Source organism: Acinetobacter sp. YH12252 (genome assembly GCF_013417365.1).
Classification (GTDB): domain Bacteria; phylum Pseudomonadota; class Gammaproteobacteria; order Pseudomonadales; family Moraxellaceae; genus Acinetobacter; species Acinetobacter towneri.
Genome location: NZ_VPEA01000023.1, coordinates 1 through 17,657 on the forward strand (window position 1 = coordinate 1; position 17,657 = coordinate 17,657).

A 17,657-nucleotide genomic window follows, 5' to 3' on the forward strand; every position below is an offset into this window, starting at 1 on the left:
TGTTCAAATGGCGATTCAGCGTTTAATTGGTTTTGGGAAAAAAGAAGAGTTTAAGGAAATTTTGGCAATTTTAAGAAAGCAGAATCCTGATAGGATAAGGGTTCTGTGAAATTTGTCGTGTACAGAGAAATTTATTAATCTGTTTCCACTTACGCGCCATGCTTGGAATAATCTGCGCCTGCGCATCAGTAATACCTAGAGGCTGTAAAAAAGGACTACTTTGCTCGACATAGCGTTGCTTTTCACGATCATGCCCTTGTTGCTCTTTGGGTTTTGCAGCAGACGTTACCGCTTTACTCATACTAAGCATGGCTTTCTTTTTATTCTTTTTAAGCTGAATTTCTTGATCTAGGGTAAATAAATTCGCCTGTTTACAATCTGCCAATAACTGACTCAATTGTGACTGGGCTTGCGCCAAAGGATAATTTTTGGTGATATCCTGCGTTTTATGACGATACAAACAACTCAATACCTGCTCTTGATTGAGTTGAATAATACGCAGGGTAATTTTTTCTAATTGTTCCAATTCGCCTTTGTACTGGCTAAGTACCACACGATCAAGTTTTTGTGTATCAATGGCTTGCTGAAAAGCCTCCAAGAATTGTTGTTCCTGCGCAGAGGGAGAAGCCAAAGTCGACATAGTGAAAACCTGAAAAAATTACAATTCAAGTTTAAATGTTATTACCCTAAAAGCAAAATTGAATTACTATACGGTTGTATAAATAAAAAAGAACACCTATGAAATTGAATGCGCCTTTAGTGCCTGATTATGACCATCAAGAGGAACGGATTAACTATCTGAGCCATGGTATTGGTGCAGCTTTGGCCTTGATTGGAGGTGTTTTTTTACTGATCAAAGGTGCATACCTGAGTACAGGACAATGGCTAGGTTTATGGGCCTATGCCATTAGTATGGTGTTGCTCTTTTCAACTTCTATGCTGTATCACATGGCAACTGCCGCAGACCGCCGCTATTTTTATAAAAAGCTCGATCACACTGCCATTTATTATTTAATTGCAGGCACCTACACCCCATTTCTCTCTATTGCCATTCCTACGCCCAAAGCACAATATTTATTAATTGCACTATGGATCATTGCACTAATTGGCACCTTGTTCAAACTGGTATTTATCAACCGTTTTCATAAAATTTCTTTAATTGCTTATTTGGTCATGGGCTGGTTAGCCGTTTTGGTCATGGATGATATGCAAACCTATTTGAGCAGCCAAGCACTAACTTTTTTACTGATTGGTGGCCTTGCTTACACGGTGGGTGCATTGTTTTATGCCTTAAAACGCGTAAGATATACCCACGCAATTTGGCATGTATTTGTCTTGATTGGTGCAGGAGCGCACTTTTTGTCAATTTATCTGTATGTGATTTAATCGCCCTAAAGATACGGTTATCCATCATTTATGGATTTCTCAGTATTTGATTAAGTCCTGAGATAACATCTTTTGACTTATTTCTTGTTCAAAAAAGTATAACTGCAAGAAGTATTTGCGATTACAGCTGCACCTCTTCTGTCTGTGCTGAATTATATTTTCAAATTCACTTACATAAGGTCCTGTATGGCATCTTCCTCTACTGCTGCCGCTGAACAGCCGACTCAAAATTCTAAATTTCGAGTACTGACTGCAAGCTTGGTCGGTACTACTATCGAGTTTTTTGACTTTTATATCTATGCCACTGCGGCAGTGATCATCTTCCCCTATCTGTTCTTTCCGACCAGTACCGACCCAATGACTGCCACCATTCAGTCACTAGCCACCTTTGCAATTGCCTTTATTGCACGCCCTATTGGTGCAGCCCTGTTTGGACATTTGGGTGATCGGATTGGGCGCAAAGCCACCTTGGTTGCAGCCTTACTGACCATGGGAATTTCTACAGTCTGTATTGGTTTACTGCCGACGTATGCACAAATTGGGATTATCGCGCCATTACTGTTGGCGTTGTGTCGCTTAGGGCAAGGTTTAGGCTTGGGCGGTGAATGGTCGGGAGCAGTACTGTTAGCCACAGAAAATGCCCCTGAAGGTAAACGTGCTTGGTATGGCATGTTCCCACAATTGGGCGCTCCGATTGGTTTTATTCTTGCCACAGGTTCATTCCTTATTTTAGGTGCGCTGATGTCTGAGCAAGACTTTATGACATGGGGCTGGCGCATCCCGTTTATTTCGAGTGCCTTATTGGTGATTGTCGGTTTATGGATTCGCTTAAAACTGCATGAAACGCCTGCCTTCCAAAAAGTGTTGAATAAACAAAAAGAAGTCAATGTGCCATTTATTCAGGTCTTTAAAAAACACGCTAAAATGTTAGTGCTCGGTACAATCGCTGCAATTTGTACCTTTGTGGTGTTTTATCTGACTACGGTATTTGCCTTGCAATGGGGCACCAAACAACTGGGTTATTCACGTGAAGAATTCTTAAAACTTCAACTACTAGCCACATTGTGTTTTGCTGCTTTTATTCCCCTCTCAGCCGTTTTAGCCGAAAAATTTGGACGTAAAACCACCTCTATCGCAGTGTGCATCATCTCTGCAATTTTTGGCTTATTTTTTGCCGACATGCTTGCTTCAGGCAGCACGTGGATTGTATTTATTTTCCTGTGTATTGGCTTGGCAATTATGGGACTTACTTACGGGCCCATTGGTACAGTATTGTCTGAAATTTTCCCAACATCTGTACGCTATACAGGCTCCGCACTCACCTTTAACTTGGCGGGTATTTTTGGCGCATCGTTTGCCCCACTCATTGCCACCAAACTTGCCACCACTTATGGCTTGGCTGCAGTTGGTTATTATTTAAGTGCAGCATCCATCTTGTCTTTAATCGCATTTTTAATGATTCGAGAAACCAAGCATGATGATGTAAACAATCAAATTTAAGCGCAAAAATTGCATCAAAAAACCAGCCTCGGCTGGTTTTTTTCATGTAGGCGATGGTGACGGTGCTTACAATAATTCAATAATATCAATCGTGGGCGGCACACCAAAACGAAAAGGAACACCGACCATTCCTGTCCCTACAGTCACAAATACATCGGCATGATCATGGCGATATAACCCCTTTTTATGCCCTAAAATAGATACTTTTTTCATCACATAATCGGTCAGCCACGGCAGTTCAACCTGCCCACCATGGGTATGTCCTGCCAACATCAACGGACGTGTCGGCAATTTTGGCACCATATCCACTGTATCGGGGTTATGTGATAACAACACCCACGGCTTATCCTGAGGTAAATCGGGCATATAGCGCATGTCGGTTTTACCTGCCCATAAATCGCCAATACCGAGCAAACGAAACTCATCAAACTCGACAATTCTACCTTCAATATCAATCACGTTATTTTGTTCTAAAGCCGTTTTTAACAGTTCTTGAATGGGCGGGCCAGGATACTGCTCATCATGATTACCATTTACCGAATATACAGGCGCACAAATTTCTTTTAATACCGCCAATTCTTCGACCAATTTATTTTCAGGCTCATAAGTCCAGTCGCCTGCTACAACGACAATATCGGGGTTTTGCAAATTGAGTTTTTTCACAATTTGCTTCAATTGACGCTCATGCCCAGAAAACAAGCCAATATGTAAATCTGCAATTAAAGCAATTTTGACAGGCTTTAATAAACGGCGATCTGCATGAATTTGATATTTGGTAGTTTTGACTTGAATCAAATGCGGTTCAATAAAACGCGCATAGCTCAACACAGCACTGACTAAAAATACAAAAATCGCTTCGTGGATGGAGTAATAGCCCTGAATACCCGCATAGACACTAAAAAAAACCAAAGGCGGCAACAGGTAAGACAAATAAAATGCCAACAAATGCACAAAGGCCTTAAACGGGTGAATGGTTTCTGTATTGGCCTGACTGCGCCATGCTTGCGAAACTGCCCACAGCGCCAAAATTGCCATACCCATATAGAAATACAACACGACTGAATCGTTATCCCACATATTTATTCTCTATTACTTCATACTTCTGCTATTCAATGCTGCGCTAAACCCAGATGTCGCATTTAACCCACACACGTCATATATCTGTATTGTCATATTTATCTTTTCATAGCTGACAATTATACTCAAACCCTATTTTTAACTTATTTGCTCCTCGTGCTAAAAAGGAATTTAATTTGGCAAACCGCAGCTCATCCGCTCCATTTCAAAATATTCGGCACAACGTCTTGTGGCTGAGTTGCGCCTTCGTTTTGACACTCTCAGGCTGTAGCACGCTGCCCAAACAAATTGAACATCCGATCCAGATGGCGTTTGAAACCCCAACCGATCAAACCAGTTTGGCCAAAATTGTACTGCCGCTACGCGAAAAATATCCACAGCTTACGGGTTATCATGTCCTGTATGATCCGCTCGAAGCCCTAGCAGCACGTATCTATCTAATTAATAAAGCAGAAAAATCTTTAGATTTACAATATTATATTTGGGATAACGATAAAATTGGCGCGCTTGCACTACACGCCATTATTCGTGCGGCAGATCGTGGGGTGAAAGTCCGCTTATTGGTCGATGATAACAATGCCAAAAAAATGGAAGGCATTTATCTCGCGCTCGATCAACACGTCAACATCGACATCAAACTGTATAATCCATATCGCTTTCGACATTATCGTGCCATGGACATGATTTTGGATTTGAAGCGTATTAACCGTCGTATGCACAACAAAAGCTTTATTGCCGATAACCAAATTTCTCTGATTGGTGGGCGCAATATGAGCAATCAATACTATAACGTCAGCGACAATTATCAATTTTCTGATGTCGATGTGATGTTAGTCGGCTCGGCTTCGGATGAAATTATTCACTCTTTTGATGAATACTGGAATGATGACTATGCTTATTCAGTCAAGCAATTGGTCAATCCACAACATTACACCTTGCGTTATGAAAGCTTAAAACAGCAATTAGAACAGCACGATCAAGAAGCCACCGTACAAAATTATTTAGATTTGGTGACTCGTTCTAAAGCGATTGAACAGTGGATGACGCGTAGTATTAAGTTCGATTGGGTCAGTGCTGAAGTGGTCAAAGATGCGCCGAGTAAAATTAAAGACCGCGCCTCAAAAGAAGAACATCTCAACTTTCAATTGCTGACGCATTTAGAGAAGCCAAGCAGTAGTGTCGATATTATTTCTGCGTATTTTGTCCCTGAACAATCGGGGGCAGAAAAACTAAAAGACTTGGCGGATGATGGCGTTCAGGTACGCGTACTGACCAACTCCTTTAAAGCCAACGATGTTCCTGTGGTGCATGCTTTTTACGCCAAATATCGAGAAGATTTATTGGCAAATAACGTGCAGCTGTATGAGTTTTTGGCGCGACCTGAAATGGAAAACCTAAACACACATACGCACGAAATTTCCAAAAAAGCCAAAGTCAGTATGAAAGGTTTAAGCCGTTCTAGTTTACATGCCAAACTCATGGCATTGGATGAAAAACAGGTATTTATTGGTTCGTTTAATTTTGACCCACGCTCGGCATATTTAAATACTGAAATTGGGGTGATTTTAAACAGTCCGCCATTGGCTCGCGCAGTTCACCACACCATGGATGTCAATTTGTCCAAATATGCTTATAAACTGGTTTTGGATGCACAGCAAAACATTCAATGGCACATGAAAAATCCACAAGGCGAAACTCAAATTCTGAAAAAAGAACCAGGGATGAAATGGTATCAACGTGCGGCAATGAAAATTACCTCATGGCTGCCAATTGAAGGCTTTATGTAGCAACATAATATTGAAGCTGTTGGATGATGACCATTATTCTTAAAAAAATGTGATGTGCTTAGGCTATCTTTAACATGAAGATGCGCCTAAGCATGTTTTATGATGTCAGCACTTGTGGTTTTAATACCTGACGATGCAACTCAGCCAAACCTTCTGTCATGCGTTCCTGTACCACAGCAGTTAAAGATTCAATATCGTGCCCTTCTACCACAATTGCAGGTAACGCCATTAAATGCGCTGTCACTTTCGGCATTTCCAAAACATCTTTCACATGATCAACAAAGGTCATGTCATTAATAAACGGCGCAACAGTATCTAACTCACCTTGCTGATTCACATAACAAATCAGACAAATTTGCACAGGTCGTTTGGCTTCAATTGCTGCCCCTAAAATACGACCATGCACTTTTTTAATTTTGCTTCCATCTGACGTGGTCGCTTCAGGAAAAAATAATACAGGAATATCTTGTTTTAAAAATTGCGTGATTTGTTCACGAATTTTGACTGAATCGCCAGAGCCACGCTTAATAAATAGCGTCCCCCCACCTTTGGCTAACTTACCCAATAACGGCCATTTTTCAATTTCAGCTTTGGCCAGAAAAAATACCCGCGCACTAGAACCCAATACCGCTACATCTAACCACGAAATATGATTACTGACCCATAGCGCAGGGTCATGCGGAATTTCACCATGAATTTGCACTTCAATATTAAAAACTTTGCACAATTGACGGCAAAAATATTGCACATAGCGCGTATTGTTCGGGTTGTTGGTGTCTTTATACAATTGATGACGATAGACCAAATAAAACCCTTCACCAATCGCGCCAGCCGTTGCCAGAACTTTTTTGCTATACAAAGCAAGCTTTGCAAAACCATGAATTGGAGATGTGTGAGTTTCAACAGCTGGGTTCATAGGGTCATCACTAATTGTTAAACGCAAAACAACGTATAAAGGTCTATATTTTGCTCATTCTATACTGTTCAATCTGAACTTGCATTGATAATAAAAACCGAAACCTGCATGCAAACATGCGACTTTTGGCAAAATCTAAATAGATAAATTCTATATTGGGGTCATCCTTATAATTGAGTTTACATACGTTGATATAGCATCAAATCAGGGCGCAGGAAAAATCCAATCATCTATTTCCCTGCACAAACATTTTTTCTACTAGAATATAGCTTTAGCATGGAGATTGCGCTGAGTGGAAAATTTTGTGCCACATCAAGATGGCGAGCGTGTTGTACTGGTCAGTGTCGCTGTCCAAATTTTAGAAGACCTAGATGCCGAAGAATTTCAGCTCTTGGCTGAATCTGCGGGTGCAGAAGTTTTACAACACGTCCACACTCAACGTAGTAAACCCGATGCCAAACTCTTTATTGGCTCAGGCAAAGCCGAAGAAATTGCCGCATTGGTCAAAGAACACGACGCCAATTTGGTCATTTTTGATCATGCACTCAGTCCTGCACAGGCACGTAATTTAGAAAAAGTGATGCAATGCCGTGTGGTTGACCGTACCGAACTCATTTTAGATATTTTTGCTCAACGCGCCCGCACTTACGAAGGTAAATTACAGGTCGAATTGGCACAATTACAACATTTATCTTCACGTTTGGTGCGTAGTCGCAGCAACTTAGACAGTCAAAAAGGTGGTATCGGCTTACGTGGTCCTGGGGAAACCTTGCTTGAAACTGACCGACGCTTATTGCGTATTCGCATGGGACAACTAAAAACCAAACTCGATAAAGTCCGTCAAACCCGTGCACAAGGTCGTGTGGCTCGGCAAAAAGCCGCCATTCCTACCGTGTCATTGGTCGGTTATACCAACGCAGGCAAATCGACCTTATTTAATATTTTGGCGCAAAGTGATGTCTATGCTGCTGACCAACTGTTTGCTACGCTTGACCCTACTTTACGGCGTTTAGAATGGGATGGCATCGGACGTCTGGTATTGGCAGACACCGTTGGCTTTGTAAGAAACCTATCTCACTCTTTGGTGGAATCTTTTAAAGCAACTTTGGAAGAAACCTTAGAAGCCAGTTTATTGCTGCATGTGATTGATTCAAGCAACCCCGATGTGTTGGAACAAATTGAAGCAGTCGAAGGTGTGCTAAAAGAAATTGGCGCAGATGTACCTATTTTGCGGGTTTACAATAAAATTGATGTCTCAGGCGAAACAGCCAAAATTATCTATGAAAAACCGCATCAACCTGACCGTGTCTATGTATCGGCACATTCAGGGCAAGGTTTAGACTTGTTAAAACAAGCCGTACATGAATGTTTGATGGGGCAAATTCAAAAGTTTGATCTTAAATTACAACCTGCTTATGGCAAACTGCGCAATCAACTGTATGCGCTCAATGTCATTCAGGCAGAACAGTACGATGATGAAGGTCAATTACATCTACAAGTCAGCATGGCACCACATAAACTGGAACAACTGATTAAACAGGCACATTTACCGATAGACGAAATTTTAGGTGCACAGGCAGAACAATTTAAACGTCCGCTTGAAGCATTTGAAATTGACGATCAGATCGGTTAAAACGTGATAAGTAAAATTTTAATGAAAGATCAAAAATGAGCAGGATAAAACATATCGATTGGCCAGCATGGATCGGCACACTCCTTTTGATTATTGTGTTTCGTGAAGCCTCTGTATGGATCATGACCCAATTTAATCACCCAGAATTAGGCAATTTAGTCGGTTTGCTCAGCCTGCTGGCGGTATTATTTACATGGCGCAAACTCAGTAAAATTCCTGCTCGTCTGGTCGATACCAACAACAAAATCATGAAAGAAAGTGCCTTTGCCTTTTTACCCATCAGCGCGGGTTCATTAATTATGCTCACGCACATGGGCAAACAAATTCCAATCTTCTTAATTGTGTTGTTTATCAGTACGCTGATCCCGCTTTGGCTGTATGCCAAAATGGCAAAACGCTGGCTTTAGGAGATTAAAATGCTGTCAATTCTATATGGTTTTTTAATCACTCTCGTTGCATATTTACTGGCAAAACCTTGCAACCAAAAAGTCCCGCAAATCCCTGTGATTGTCTTTGGCATGTGTTTTGTGTTGCTACTGTTGTATTTTTTCGGGATTCCATACGAAACTTACGTCGCACAAACCAACCCTTTGTTTAATCAATTATTGGGCTATGTGACAGTTGCACTCGCCATTCCTCTAGCAGCCATGCGTTATGACGATTTACCCCTCAAAGCGATTTTAGGTATTTTGTTCTTTGCCAGTCTTAGTGCTGTGGCGCTGCCGATGGGGCTTGCTTATGCGCTACATATGTCCAGTGCCGATATTATGGCATTTGCCACCCGTGCAGTGACCACGCCGATTGCGATTAATATCGCAACCTTATTAGAAGCACCGATTCAATTGGCAGTATTAATTGTGATTTTATCAGGTGTCGTGGGTGCTGCTTTTTCACCACTTATTTTAAGGCATATCAATGATGAACGTGCTTCAGGTTTGGCACTTGGCTTAGCTGCACATGCCATTGGTACTGCTCAAGCATGGCAACGTGGCAGTGTTGCAGGACGTTATGCTGCCTTTGGCATGGCAGTCAATGCAGTCTTTACCGCAGTATGGCTGCCAACTTTTATACTGTATTTACAAAAAATGTGACTGAGCAATCACTTATTTAGACTTGTCGAGTTTTAACTTTCTTTTTACTATGAAATATCCAGTTAGCCAAAAACAAGGAACATTGAACATGGTCAAGATGAAACTCACCGTTGCCTTAATCTGCTCAGCGTTAGGAAGTTTTGCGCTAGCTCAAGATATTACGGGTACTTGGAAAAATATTGATGACAAAACAGGTTCATCAAAAGCAATTTTAGAAATTCGTCAGGAAGCCAATGGCACCTATACGGCTAAAATTGTCAAAGTTACCCCTCGTCCTGGCTACACCCCTAAAGATACCTGTGTCAACTGTCCTGCGCCTTATACCAACCAACCTATTTTAGGAATGGATATACTTAAAGGCTTAAAACATACAGGTGGTACTAACTTCTCTGGTGGAAAAATTATTGACCCATTAAACGGCAATATCTACAGCACCAAAGCCAAATTAAGCAGCAATGGTAAACGTCTGACCATGCGTGGTTATGTGGGCGTATCTGCTTTAGGACGTAGCCAAACTTGGATTAAAAGTGATTAATTTATAAGTTATTCCATCAACTTAATTAATTCACTTTTCACTTAAAATGCCACACGTTCGTGGCATTTTTCACATCTTTTCCAGCATTTTCCCTGCAAGTTTAAGATTAAAAATTTCCTCAAATCTCTTGACTCTTACCACAACTCGCTTTATATCTTGAATTAACCTCTGTAATAACTTTCGACAATCAAAGGAACTGATATGAAGAAAAATGTATTGATGGGTGTATTTGCAAGCTTAATCTTCAGTGGTTCAGCATTTGCTGCAGACCTAACAGGTATCTGGCAAAGTATTGATGACAAAACAGGTTCACCCAAAGCCCTGATTGAAATTACCCAAGCTGAAAATGGCAGCTTTACTGGTAAAATTATCAAAGTCACACCAAGACCGGGCTATACCCCAAAAACTATGTGTGTGAATTGCCCTGCACCTTATACCAACAAACCTTTGGTCGGTTTGGAAATTATTAGTGGCTTAAAGCATGTGGAAAATAACAACTATGCCGATGGGCGTATTTTAGATCCACTTACAGGCAAAATGTATAGCCTGAAAGGTCGTTTAGCATCTAATAATAAACGTCTCACTTTACGTGGTTACGTCGGAATTTCAGCCATTGGTCGGACACAAACGTGGATTCGCCAACAATAAGCGAGTAATTGTGTCTCATCGGTCATTTTTTCTGGATACTCGGGACTTTGTGTCCGTTAATTCACAGATTAGACTAGCCGCAAAGACCGAGTAAGGGAAATAAAATGATTCAGAAATTGGCTTTAGGAATAGCCGTCATCTTCGGCAGTCTAAGCACTTTGGCGATGGCACAAGATTTAGCAGGAACTTGGCAACAAATTGATGATAAAACAGGCTCACCCAAAGCTGTCATCGAAATTCGTAAAGAAGCCAATCAAACCTATACGGGTAAAATTGTGAAAGTAACCCCGCGTCCGGGTTATACCCCACGTGAACTTTGTAATAAATGCCCTGCGCCTTATACCGACCAACCTATTTTAGGGATGGATATTTTAAAAGGCTTACAACAAGTCAAAAACAGCAACAATTACGAAAAAGGACGCGTAATTGATCCATTGGCAGGTCGTATTTACGATGCAAAAATTCGCCTCAACTCAACAGGTAAACGTTTAACTTTACGTGCTTATATGGGTGTATCTACACTAGGTCGCAGTCAAACTTGGATTCGAATTCAATAAAATTCAAGATAAAAAATAGCCACCTCAATAGGTGGCTATTTTCATTTCATCATCACATTTTTAAATTTTAAAGATGAATGTTATTACCATTCTGCCAGCGGATTATCCACTGCAAACAATTGCTGATCTTCCAAACGATAAGCCACAAGCTGATTGCCCCACACACAACCGCCATCCACATTTTGAATATTGTCGGCTACCGTTTGTCCCTGCAATGCTGCCCAATGACCAAATACGATTTGATGTGTTTGCGCAGCTAAAGATGGATATTCAAACCACGGTTTAAAACCTTCTGGCATCGGATCATCTAAGGCATCTTTAAAGCTGAATTCCAAACCACCCTGTGCATTGGCTAAACGCATACGGGTCAAATAGTTGGTAATACAACGTAAACGCGCATGCCCCTCTAAATCATCCGACCAAACTGCAGGTTCTGCCCCATACATTTCCTTTAAGAATGCATCCACCACCTCAAAGTCCTCATGCCCAATCACCGCCTCAACTTCTTTTGCCAAAGCTGCGGTTTGTTCCGCATTCCAAATATGTGGAATACCTGCATGAGTTAAAATGGTGTTTTCATTAGGAAAAAGACACAATGGTTGTTTACGCAACCAATCAATCAAATCATCACTGTCAATTGCATCAATCACATCACGAGTGTTGTCTTGTGCTTTGATTTTCTTTAAGCCACGTGCGCCTGCCAACAAGGTTAAATCGTGATTGCCTAACACCGTTGCTGCAACGCCACGATCTACCAGTTTTTTAATAAAACGCAAAGCACCTACCGAGTTTTCACCCCGCGCGACTAAATCGCCTGCAAACCAGATAAAATCTTGATCGGGATCGAACTGTATTTCTTTTAATAACAGTTTTAAGGCTTCAAAGCAGCCCTGCACATCACCAATGACATAGTTGTATCGAATTGCTGCCATTAATTCACCATCTGATCTGCCAATGCGACAAATGCACTCAAACTTAAAGTTTCAGGACGTGCCATTGGGTCTACCCCTGCACCTTCAAACGCATCTTCAGCCAACATGCCTTTTAAGCTATTGCGCAATGTTTTACGACGTTGGGTAAATACATGCGCCACCAAACGTGCCAATGCTTTTTCATCTTTGGCAATAATCGGTTTAGTCACATAAGGCTCTAAACGGAATACTGCAGAAGTCACTTTAGGCGGTGGATTAAATGCGCCAGGCGGTACTTCAAACAAGAAGGTTGGCTTACAGTAATACTGCATCATCACCGATAAACGCCCATATTCTTTGGTATTCGGTTCAGCCGTGATACGATCTACCACTTCTTTTTGCAGCATAAAGTGCATGTCTTTAACTTTGTCACCAAACTCTAAGAGATGAAACAAAAGCGGCGTCGAAATGTTATACGGCAAGTTTCCAACCACACGTAGCGGGCGCCCTTCCTGAAATAACTCGGTAAAGTCATATTTCAGCGCATCACTTTCTACAATAGTTAAACGCTCAGGATGTGGCACACGTCCCGGTAAGCCTGCGGCCAAATCACGGTCTAATTCCACTACAGTCAAAGCATCACACTCACCAATTAAAGGTGAGGTCAATGCCGCTAAACCCGGTCCAATCTCGACAATATTATCGCCTGGACGTGGGTTCACTGAGCGGACAATTTTGGCAATCACGCGTTGATCATGCAAAAAGTTTTGACCAAAGCGTTTACGAGCCTGATGCCCTTCATCTTTTGGGTTTAGGGCATTAATTTGATACATAAAGATTTCCAAGCTGAAATTATGAACGTGCTAAATCCAGCGCTAAATCGACAGCAACATGCAAGCTAGAACTTTTCGCAAGTCCCGTACCTGCGAGGGAGAGCGCTGTGCCGTGATCGACTGAAGTGCGAATAAACGGTAAGCCTAAAGTAATATTGATTGCTTCACCAAAGCCCTGAGATTTTAACACAGGTAAACCCTGATCGTGATACATCGCTAAAACTGCATCGGCATCTTTTAAATTTTCTGGGGTAAATAAAGTATCTGCAGGTAAACTTAAACTGAGATTTTCACCGCGATTACGGTAATTTTGCAGCACAGGATTAATCACCTCAATTTCTTCCATGCCTAAATACCCATCTTCGCCCGCATGTGGGTTCAAACCACAGACCAATACTTTAGGATGTTCAATTTTAAACTTGCTTTTTAGATCGTGCAGCAAAATATCAATTACTTGTTCTAAACGTGTTTTGGTAATGGCATCTGCCACGGCACGTAAAGGTAAATGCGTGGTCGTCAAGGCAACGCGTAAGGTTTTGGTGGCTAACATCATCACCACACGCGCAACACCTGCAAACTCCTGATAATATTCAGTGTGCCCACTAAAAGAAATACCAGCTTCATTAATAATCGATTTTTGTACTGGCGCTGTCGCAACACCGACACTTTTACCCGTCATGGCATACGATGCAGAACGACGTAATTGCTCTAACACATAAGCCGCATTTTGAGCATTTAAATGACCAAGTTGTACCTCTGCGGCCAAGGGCACATGTTCAACATACAACTGCCCCACTGCAGCTGCGTGCTGCTGACCTAAATATTCAATCAATTCGACTTTTTGGTTTAGAATTTCGGCACGTTGTTGTAATAATTGATGATCTGCCAATACCACAATTGGACGCTCATCCACTCGGTCTGCCAAACTCAAGCAAATATCAGGTCCAATCCCTGCGGGTTCACCACTGGTGACATATAAAGGTCGCATAAATGCTCAGTCCAGATTTATCTAAGGATAATTAAAGTATAGCGCCATCTTAGTTGATTGTTTTATTTCCAGTCCAAGATAAATCGAGTCTGCAAAATCCCTTGCACATGCGCCCATTCAGAAATAGCGGTAACAGCAACACCCAATAACAGCCCCATCATCAATATTTTTTGTGATTTTTTCAGCACCTCCCGATATTGGGTGTCTGCTAAACACAGCAAAATGATTCCACCAACGCCATACAATAAAAATGGGAAAAGTGCTAAATGGAAAAAAATTGAATACAGCAATAAGATGCTAAACACATCCACACCATATACAGCACCCAATACTACAAAAGCCAGCATATAGACACTGAGTAATGTAATAAAACATCCAGCAATAAATTTAATGAATTTTGAAGTAGGTAGATCAGACTGCTGCTGTATTTCTGATTGCAAATCTTGCGACATCCTATCCCCCCTTTTGTTTCAATATTGTCTGCTAAAAACTTTACTTATAACCCTATAAAGGCGATTTAAAACAGCATAAATCTAGGCTTTTAATGTTGAATGTTACAAATTTATTCAACTTTTCTTTTGTATTTAAGCTCGCTAAAATATAGCGCTTAAAATGTGACATTTCCATTGTGGTTCTAGTTAATTTCAGGTAGAATTCGGACTCCTTTTTGTTTGGACAGCTTCCATAGTCCAAACCAACTATAATAGGTAGTGGTTTAATGAAAACTCTCAGCGCTAAGCCAGCTGAAGTTCAACACGACTGGTACGTTGTTGATGCTTCTGGCAAAACTCTAGGTCGCCTTGCGACAGAAATCGCTCGTCGTTTACGCGGTAAGCACAAAACTTCTTATACTCCTCACGTTGACACTGGTGACTACATCGTTGTTATCAATGCTGAGCAAGTTCAAGTGACTGGTAACAAATCACTTGATAAGAAATACTATCGCCACACTGGTTTCCCTGGTGGTATCCGTGAAACTAATTTCGAGAAATTAGTTGCTCACAAACCAGAAGAAATCTTCCAACGCGCTGTAAAAGGCATGTTGCCAAAAGGTCCTCTTGGTTATGCTATGATCAAGAAAATGAAAGTGTACGCTGGTGCTGAGCATCCTCACACAGCTCAACAGCCACAAGTTTTGGACATCTAAGGGATACAGCACATGGCTACTAATTATGGTACAGGTCGCCGTAAGACCGCAACTGCACGTGTTTTCTTATCAGCTGGTACAGGTAAACTCGTAATTAACAACCGTACTCTTGAGCAATATTTCGGTCGTGAAACTGCTCGTATGATCGTACGTCAACCGTTAGAACTTCTTGAAGCTACTGACAAATATGACCTTTACATCACTGTTGCTGGTGGTGGTATTGGTGGTCAAGCTGGTGCTATCCGTCACGGTATTACTCGTGCATTGATCGCATCCGACGACACTTTAAAACCTGCTCTTCGTCAAGCTGGTTTCGTTACTCGTGATGCTCGTGAAGTTGAACGTAAGAAACTTGGTTTACGTAAAGCACGTAAACGTCCACAATTCTCTAAACGTTAATTCGTTTACCGAATCGGACACAAAAAGCCTTGGATTCTCCAAGGCTTTTTTATTTGCATAACAACACCAAGATATACGGTTCAGCCAAAATCTACACTTTAGCTACTTATAAAACCCAATCAGCAGCTCAATAAATATCTCATACACTTTTGTCAGGTTTGCTGCGTGATTTTAGTCGCCAAGTCTAGTATCCTATTCTATTCATTTGGTTTTATTTCGGATTATGTCAGTCGAAAACGCACCTTTACAAGGCATCACCCTCTATAGTCATGCAGACGACTTTCGCTCACATTGGATTCGTTACGTTCTTGCCGAAAAACAAATCAAATATCAACTGATTCTTGTCGATCATGAGGATGAAGACCTCGCTAGTCTCAATCCCTACAATCAATTGCCCATATTATTAGAAAATGATCTCAAATTATTCAATAGCAGCATAATTTCAGAATATCTAGATGATCGTTATCGACAAAATAAGCTCTATGCCGATGCCCCTATGCCACGCGCAGAACAACGTCAATATATCTGGCGCTTTGAGCACGATTGGTTCAAGCTCGCCGATGACATGCTGCGCCACCCTGACAGCTTAAATAGCCAAGCACAACGTACAGCACAAAAACAATTACGTGATACACTCATTTCACTCACACCACTGTTTCAACATTATCCTTTTTTTATGTCTGAAACATTTAATATTTTAGACTGCATGCTAGCACCATTATTTATACGACTCAAAGCCATGGGCATTGAGCTACCCAAACAACACTGTAGACCTATTTTTCTCTATTGCCAGCGTATTTTTAATCGCCCTGCATTTTTAAAATCGATGACCTTGCAGGAAAAAAATCGCTATCAGGAATTTTTAATTCATACTTAAAGAGCACATTATGTCTGAATCTGAAATCGACTTAAGTCCAACCCGTCCCTACTTAGCTCGCGCAATTTATGAATGGATTTGTGACAACCAACTCACGCCACATTTATTGGTCGATGCTACACAGCCGAATACGCTTGTTCCTGAACAATTTATTCAGGATGGTCAGATTGTCCTAAATATCGTTCCACATGCAGTGCATGCCTTACACATGAGCAATGATGCAATCACCTTCTCTGCACGCTTTGGTGGCGTATCACGCGACTTATATGTACCTATGAATGCCGTCGTAGGTATCTATGCAAGAGAGAATGGACAAGGCTTATTCTTTGATCCAAGTGAGTATGCACATATCCAAAATGATCAAGATGCTTTAGAATCAAAGACTGAAGAAAAAACCGAACAAACTAAGAAAAAACCAAGCCTTAGATTATTAGATTAAAACAATGGAGTAGTGAATGGCTTTTGATTTAGTACAATATTTTGCAGCGCAGATTAAACTTCAAAAGCCCTCGCTTTTGAAACAATATAATGCTGTTGATCGCGACCAATATATTCAAGAAATCAATGCGCTGAGCTTAGGCAAACTGGTCAGTCTGTGGCGAGAAGACAACCAAAAACTTTATCAAGAAATTGATCATCAAGATGAATTATATATTCAGGAAATTGCACGTCGACTCACCACAACTCCACACAATCAGTCACCTCTCTCCAAAACTGAGCTTGAACAGAATATTAGTGAAGTCTTAGCCTTACAACTCACAGAGCTCAAGCAATTGGATCAAACTGGTAATTTTGGCAATAAAGGTCTAGGTGAATTATTGCTAGGTCAAATTGAACATTTATCTGGTCAAGCGGATGATTGGGTTTGGTCAACAAACGATCTAATAGAGTTAAAAGGTTCTAAACCAATTCCTCAAGAAGAGCTATCATTAGAGGCATCAATGAAGGAGTTTAATCAAATGGTACAACAACATACCCACGATGATCATCAAAATATTGAGCTTGTAGAAGCAATTGTACCCACTTGGTCTAAAGTACTAGAACCTATCGTTGCGATTGCGATTTTAGCAATTCTATGGTGTTCTGTTACACAATTATTTGCTTAAATCAATCTTCTCTCTAAGCCCTAATAAAACCATCCTCAGATGGTTTTATTTTGCCTTCACTTTTATGTTTCCTTTCTTTTTATAATTTTATTTTTCTAACTTTATTTTCTCTCTTGCATAAAAAAACACCCCCAACGTGAGTTGAGGGTGTTTAGAATAATGAGCTGGCGATGACTTACTCTCACATGGGTAACCCCACACTACCATCAGCGCGAAGAGGTTTCACTTCTGAGTTCGGGAAGGGATCAGGTGGTTCACTCTTGCTA

At 41.0% G+C, this 17,657-nt stretch carries 20 protein-coding genes, 1 rRNA gene and 1 pseudogene; 14 read left to right on the forward strand and 8 right to left on the reverse strand.

Features of this window, described 5'->3' with window-relative positions:
• Window positions 1-124: 124 nt before the first annotated feature.
• Window positions 125-640 (reverse strand): annotated as a pseudogene (locus FTV28_RS12865) (methyltransferase); the annotation flags it as partial.
• 98 nt (window positions 641-738) lie between these two features.
• Between FTV28_RS12865 and FTV28_RS12870 the strand changes: the two are divergent.
• Together FTV28_RS12870 and FTV28_RS12875 are read left to right on the forward strand one after the other, a co-directional pair.
• Window positions 739-1,386 carry a hemolysin III family protein gene (locus FTV28_RS12870; RefSeq protein WP_179990652.1) on the forward strand — a complete coding sequence of 216 codons (648 nt, stop codon included), beginning with the start codon at window positions 739-741 and terminating at the stop codon, window positions 1,384-1,386.
• A gap of 186 nt (window positions 1,387-1,572) precedes the next feature.
• Window positions 1,573-2,886 (forward strand): MFS transporter, encoded by a 1,314-nt coding sequence (locus FTV28_RS12875; RefSeq protein WP_004972461.1) that lies wholly within the window; start codon window positions 1,573-1,575, stop codon window positions 2,884-2,886.
• Window positions 2,887-2,952: 66 nt separating this feature from the next.
• On the opposite strand, the gene FTV28_RS12880 is transcribed toward FTV28_RS12875, so the two are convergent.
• Window positions 2,953-3,963, reverse strand: a complete 1,011-nt coding sequence (locus FTV28_RS12880; protein WP_004972462.1) for a metallophosphoesterase — start codon at window positions 3,961-3,963, stop codon at window positions 2,953-2,955.
• A 176-nt stretch (window positions 3,964-4,139) separates the two neighbouring features.
• Here FTV28_RS12880 and FTV28_RS12885 point away from each other — a divergent pair, with 176 nt between their 5' ends.
• On the forward strand, window positions 4,140-5,750 hold the full coding sequence (locus FTV28_RS12885; protein WP_257222849.1) for a phospholipase D family protein: 1,611 nt from the start codon (window positions 4,140-4,142) through the stop codon (window positions 5,748-5,750).
• Window positions 5,751-5,847: 97 nt separating this feature from the next.
• Here FTV28_RS12885 and FTV28_RS12890 read toward each other — a convergent pair whose 3' ends face one another.
• Window positions 5,848-6,666 (reverse strand): 1-acyl-sn-glycerol-3-phosphate acyltransferase, encoded by an 819-nt coding sequence (locus FTV28_RS12890; RefSeq protein ID WP_096901584.1) that lies wholly within the window; start codon window positions 6,664-6,666, stop codon window positions 5,848-5,850.
• Window positions 6,667-6,958: 292 nt separating this feature from the next.
• Between FTV28_RS12890 and hflX the strand changes: the two genes are divergently transcribed.
• The 6 genes from hflX to FTV28_RS12920 all read left to right on the forward strand — a co-directional run bounded on the left by hflX (window position 6,959) and on the right by FTV28_RS12920 (window position 11,130).
• Window positions 6,959-8,299, forward strand: a complete 1,341-nt coding sequence (gene hflX, locus FTV28_RS12895; protein WP_104853075.1) for a ribosome rescue GTPase HflX — start codon at window positions 6,959-6,961, stop codon at window positions 8,297-8,299.
• A gap of 35 nt (window positions 8,300-8,334) precedes the next feature.
• Window positions 8,335-8,706 (forward strand): hypothetical protein, encoded by a 372-nt coding sequence (locus FTV28_RS12900; protein ID WP_004972466.1) that lies wholly within the window; start codon window positions 8,335-8,337, stop codon window positions 8,704-8,706.
• A gap of 9 nt (window positions 8,707-8,715) precedes the next feature.
• On the forward strand, window positions 8,716-9,390 hold the full coding sequence (locus FTV28_RS12905; RefSeq protein ID WP_179990654.1) for an LrgB family protein: 675 nt from the start codon (window positions 8,716-8,718) through the stop codon (window positions 9,388-9,390).
• Window positions 9,391-9,478: 88 nt separating this feature from the next.
• Window positions 9,479-9,925 (forward strand): DUF2147 domain-containing protein, encoded by a 447-nt coding sequence (locus tag FTV28_RS12910; RefSeq protein ID WP_154321023.1) that lies wholly within the window; start codon window positions 9,479-9,481, stop codon window positions 9,923-9,925.
• A 201-nt stretch (window positions 9,926-10,126) separates the two neighbouring features.
• Window positions 10,127-10,573 (forward strand): DUF2147 domain-containing protein, encoded by a 447-nt coding sequence (locus FTV28_RS12915; protein WP_004972472.1) that lies wholly within the window; start codon window positions 10,127-10,129, stop codon window positions 10,571-10,573.
• A gap of 104 nt (window positions 10,574-10,677) precedes the next feature.
• A complete protein-coding gene (locus FTV28_RS12920; protein ID WP_004972473.1) occupies window positions 10,678-11,130 on the forward strand; it encodes a DUF2147 domain-containing protein in 453 nt (150 codons plus the stop codon).
• An 83-nt stretch (window positions 11,131-11,213) separates the two neighbouring features.
• On the opposite strand, the gene FTV28_RS12925 is transcribed toward FTV28_RS12920, so the two are convergent.
• From FTV28_RS12925 to FTV28_RS12940, 4 genes are all read right to left on the reverse strand, one after another.
• Window positions 11,214-12,062, reverse strand: coding sequence for a symmetrical bis(5'-nucleosyl)-tetraphosphatase (locus tag FTV28_RS12925; RefSeq protein ID WP_096901578.1), 849 nt, complete (start codon window positions 12,060-12,062; stop codon window positions 11,214-11,216).
• Complete coding sequence (gene rsmA / locus FTV28_RS12930) at window positions 12,062-12,874, reverse strand: 16S rRNA (adenine(1518)-N(6)/adenine(1519)-N(6))-dimethyltransferase RsmA (protein WP_179990656.1); 813 nt, start codon at window positions 12,872-12,874, stop codon at window positions 12,062-12,064. Before rsmA ends, FTV28_RS12925 begins: the two co-directional genes overlap by 1 nt.
• A 19-nt stretch (window positions 12,875-12,893) precedes the next feature.
• Window positions 12,894-13,862: a 4-hydroxythreonine-4-phosphate dehydrogenase PdxA gene (gene pdxA, locus FTV28_RS12935; protein WP_179990658.1), complete on the reverse strand. Its 969-nt coding sequence runs from the start codon at window positions 13,860-13,862 to the stop codon at window positions 12,894-12,896.
• Window positions 13,863-13,924: 62 nt separating this feature from the next.
• Window positions 13,925-14,314, reverse strand: a complete 390-nt coding sequence (locus tag FTV28_RS12940) for a hypothetical protein (protein ID WP_154321028.1) — start codon at window positions 14,312-14,314, stop codon at window positions 13,925-13,927.
• A 266-nt stretch (window positions 14,315-14,580) separates the two neighbouring features.
• Between FTV28_RS12940 and rplM the strand changes: the two genes are divergently transcribed.
• The 5 genes from rplM to FTV28_RS12965 all read left to right on the forward strand — a co-directional run bounded on the left by rplM (window position 14,581) and on the right by FTV28_RS12965 (window position 17,391).
• A complete protein-coding gene (gene rplM, locus FTV28_RS12945) occupies window positions 14,581-15,009 on the forward strand; it encodes a 50S ribosomal protein L13 (protein WP_004909012.1) in 429 nt (142 codons plus the stop codon).
• A 12-nt stretch (window positions 15,010-15,021) separates the two neighbouring features.
• Window positions 15,022-15,408, forward strand: a complete 387-nt coding sequence (gene rpsI / locus FTV28_RS12950) for a 30S ribosomal protein S9 (protein WP_154321029.1) — start codon at window positions 15,022-15,024, stop codon at window positions 15,406-15,408.
• Between the two features lie 223 nt (window positions 15,409-15,631).
• Complete coding sequence (locus tag FTV28_RS12955) at window positions 15,632-16,285, forward strand: glutathione S-transferase N-terminal domain-containing protein (RefSeq protein WP_168418860.1); 654 nt, start codon at window positions 15,632-15,634, stop codon at window positions 16,283-16,285.
• Between the two features lie 10 nt (window positions 16,286-16,295).
• On the forward strand, window positions 16,296-16,724 hold the full coding sequence (locus tag FTV28_RS12960) for a ClpXP protease specificity-enhancing factor (protein WP_154321031.1): 429 nt from the start codon (window positions 16,296-16,298) through the stop codon (window positions 16,722-16,724).
• Between the two features lie 16 nt (window positions 16,725-16,740).
• A complete protein-coding gene (locus FTV28_RS12965) occupies window positions 16,741-17,391 on the forward strand; it encodes a hypothetical protein (protein ID WP_179990660.1) in 651 nt (216 codons plus the stop codon).
• A 162-nt stretch (window positions 17,392-17,553) separates the two neighbouring features.
• Here FTV28_RS12965 and rrf read toward each other — a convergent pair.
• Window positions 17,554-17,657 (reverse strand): 5S ribosomal RNA (gene rrf, locus FTV28_RS12970); the annotation flags it as partial.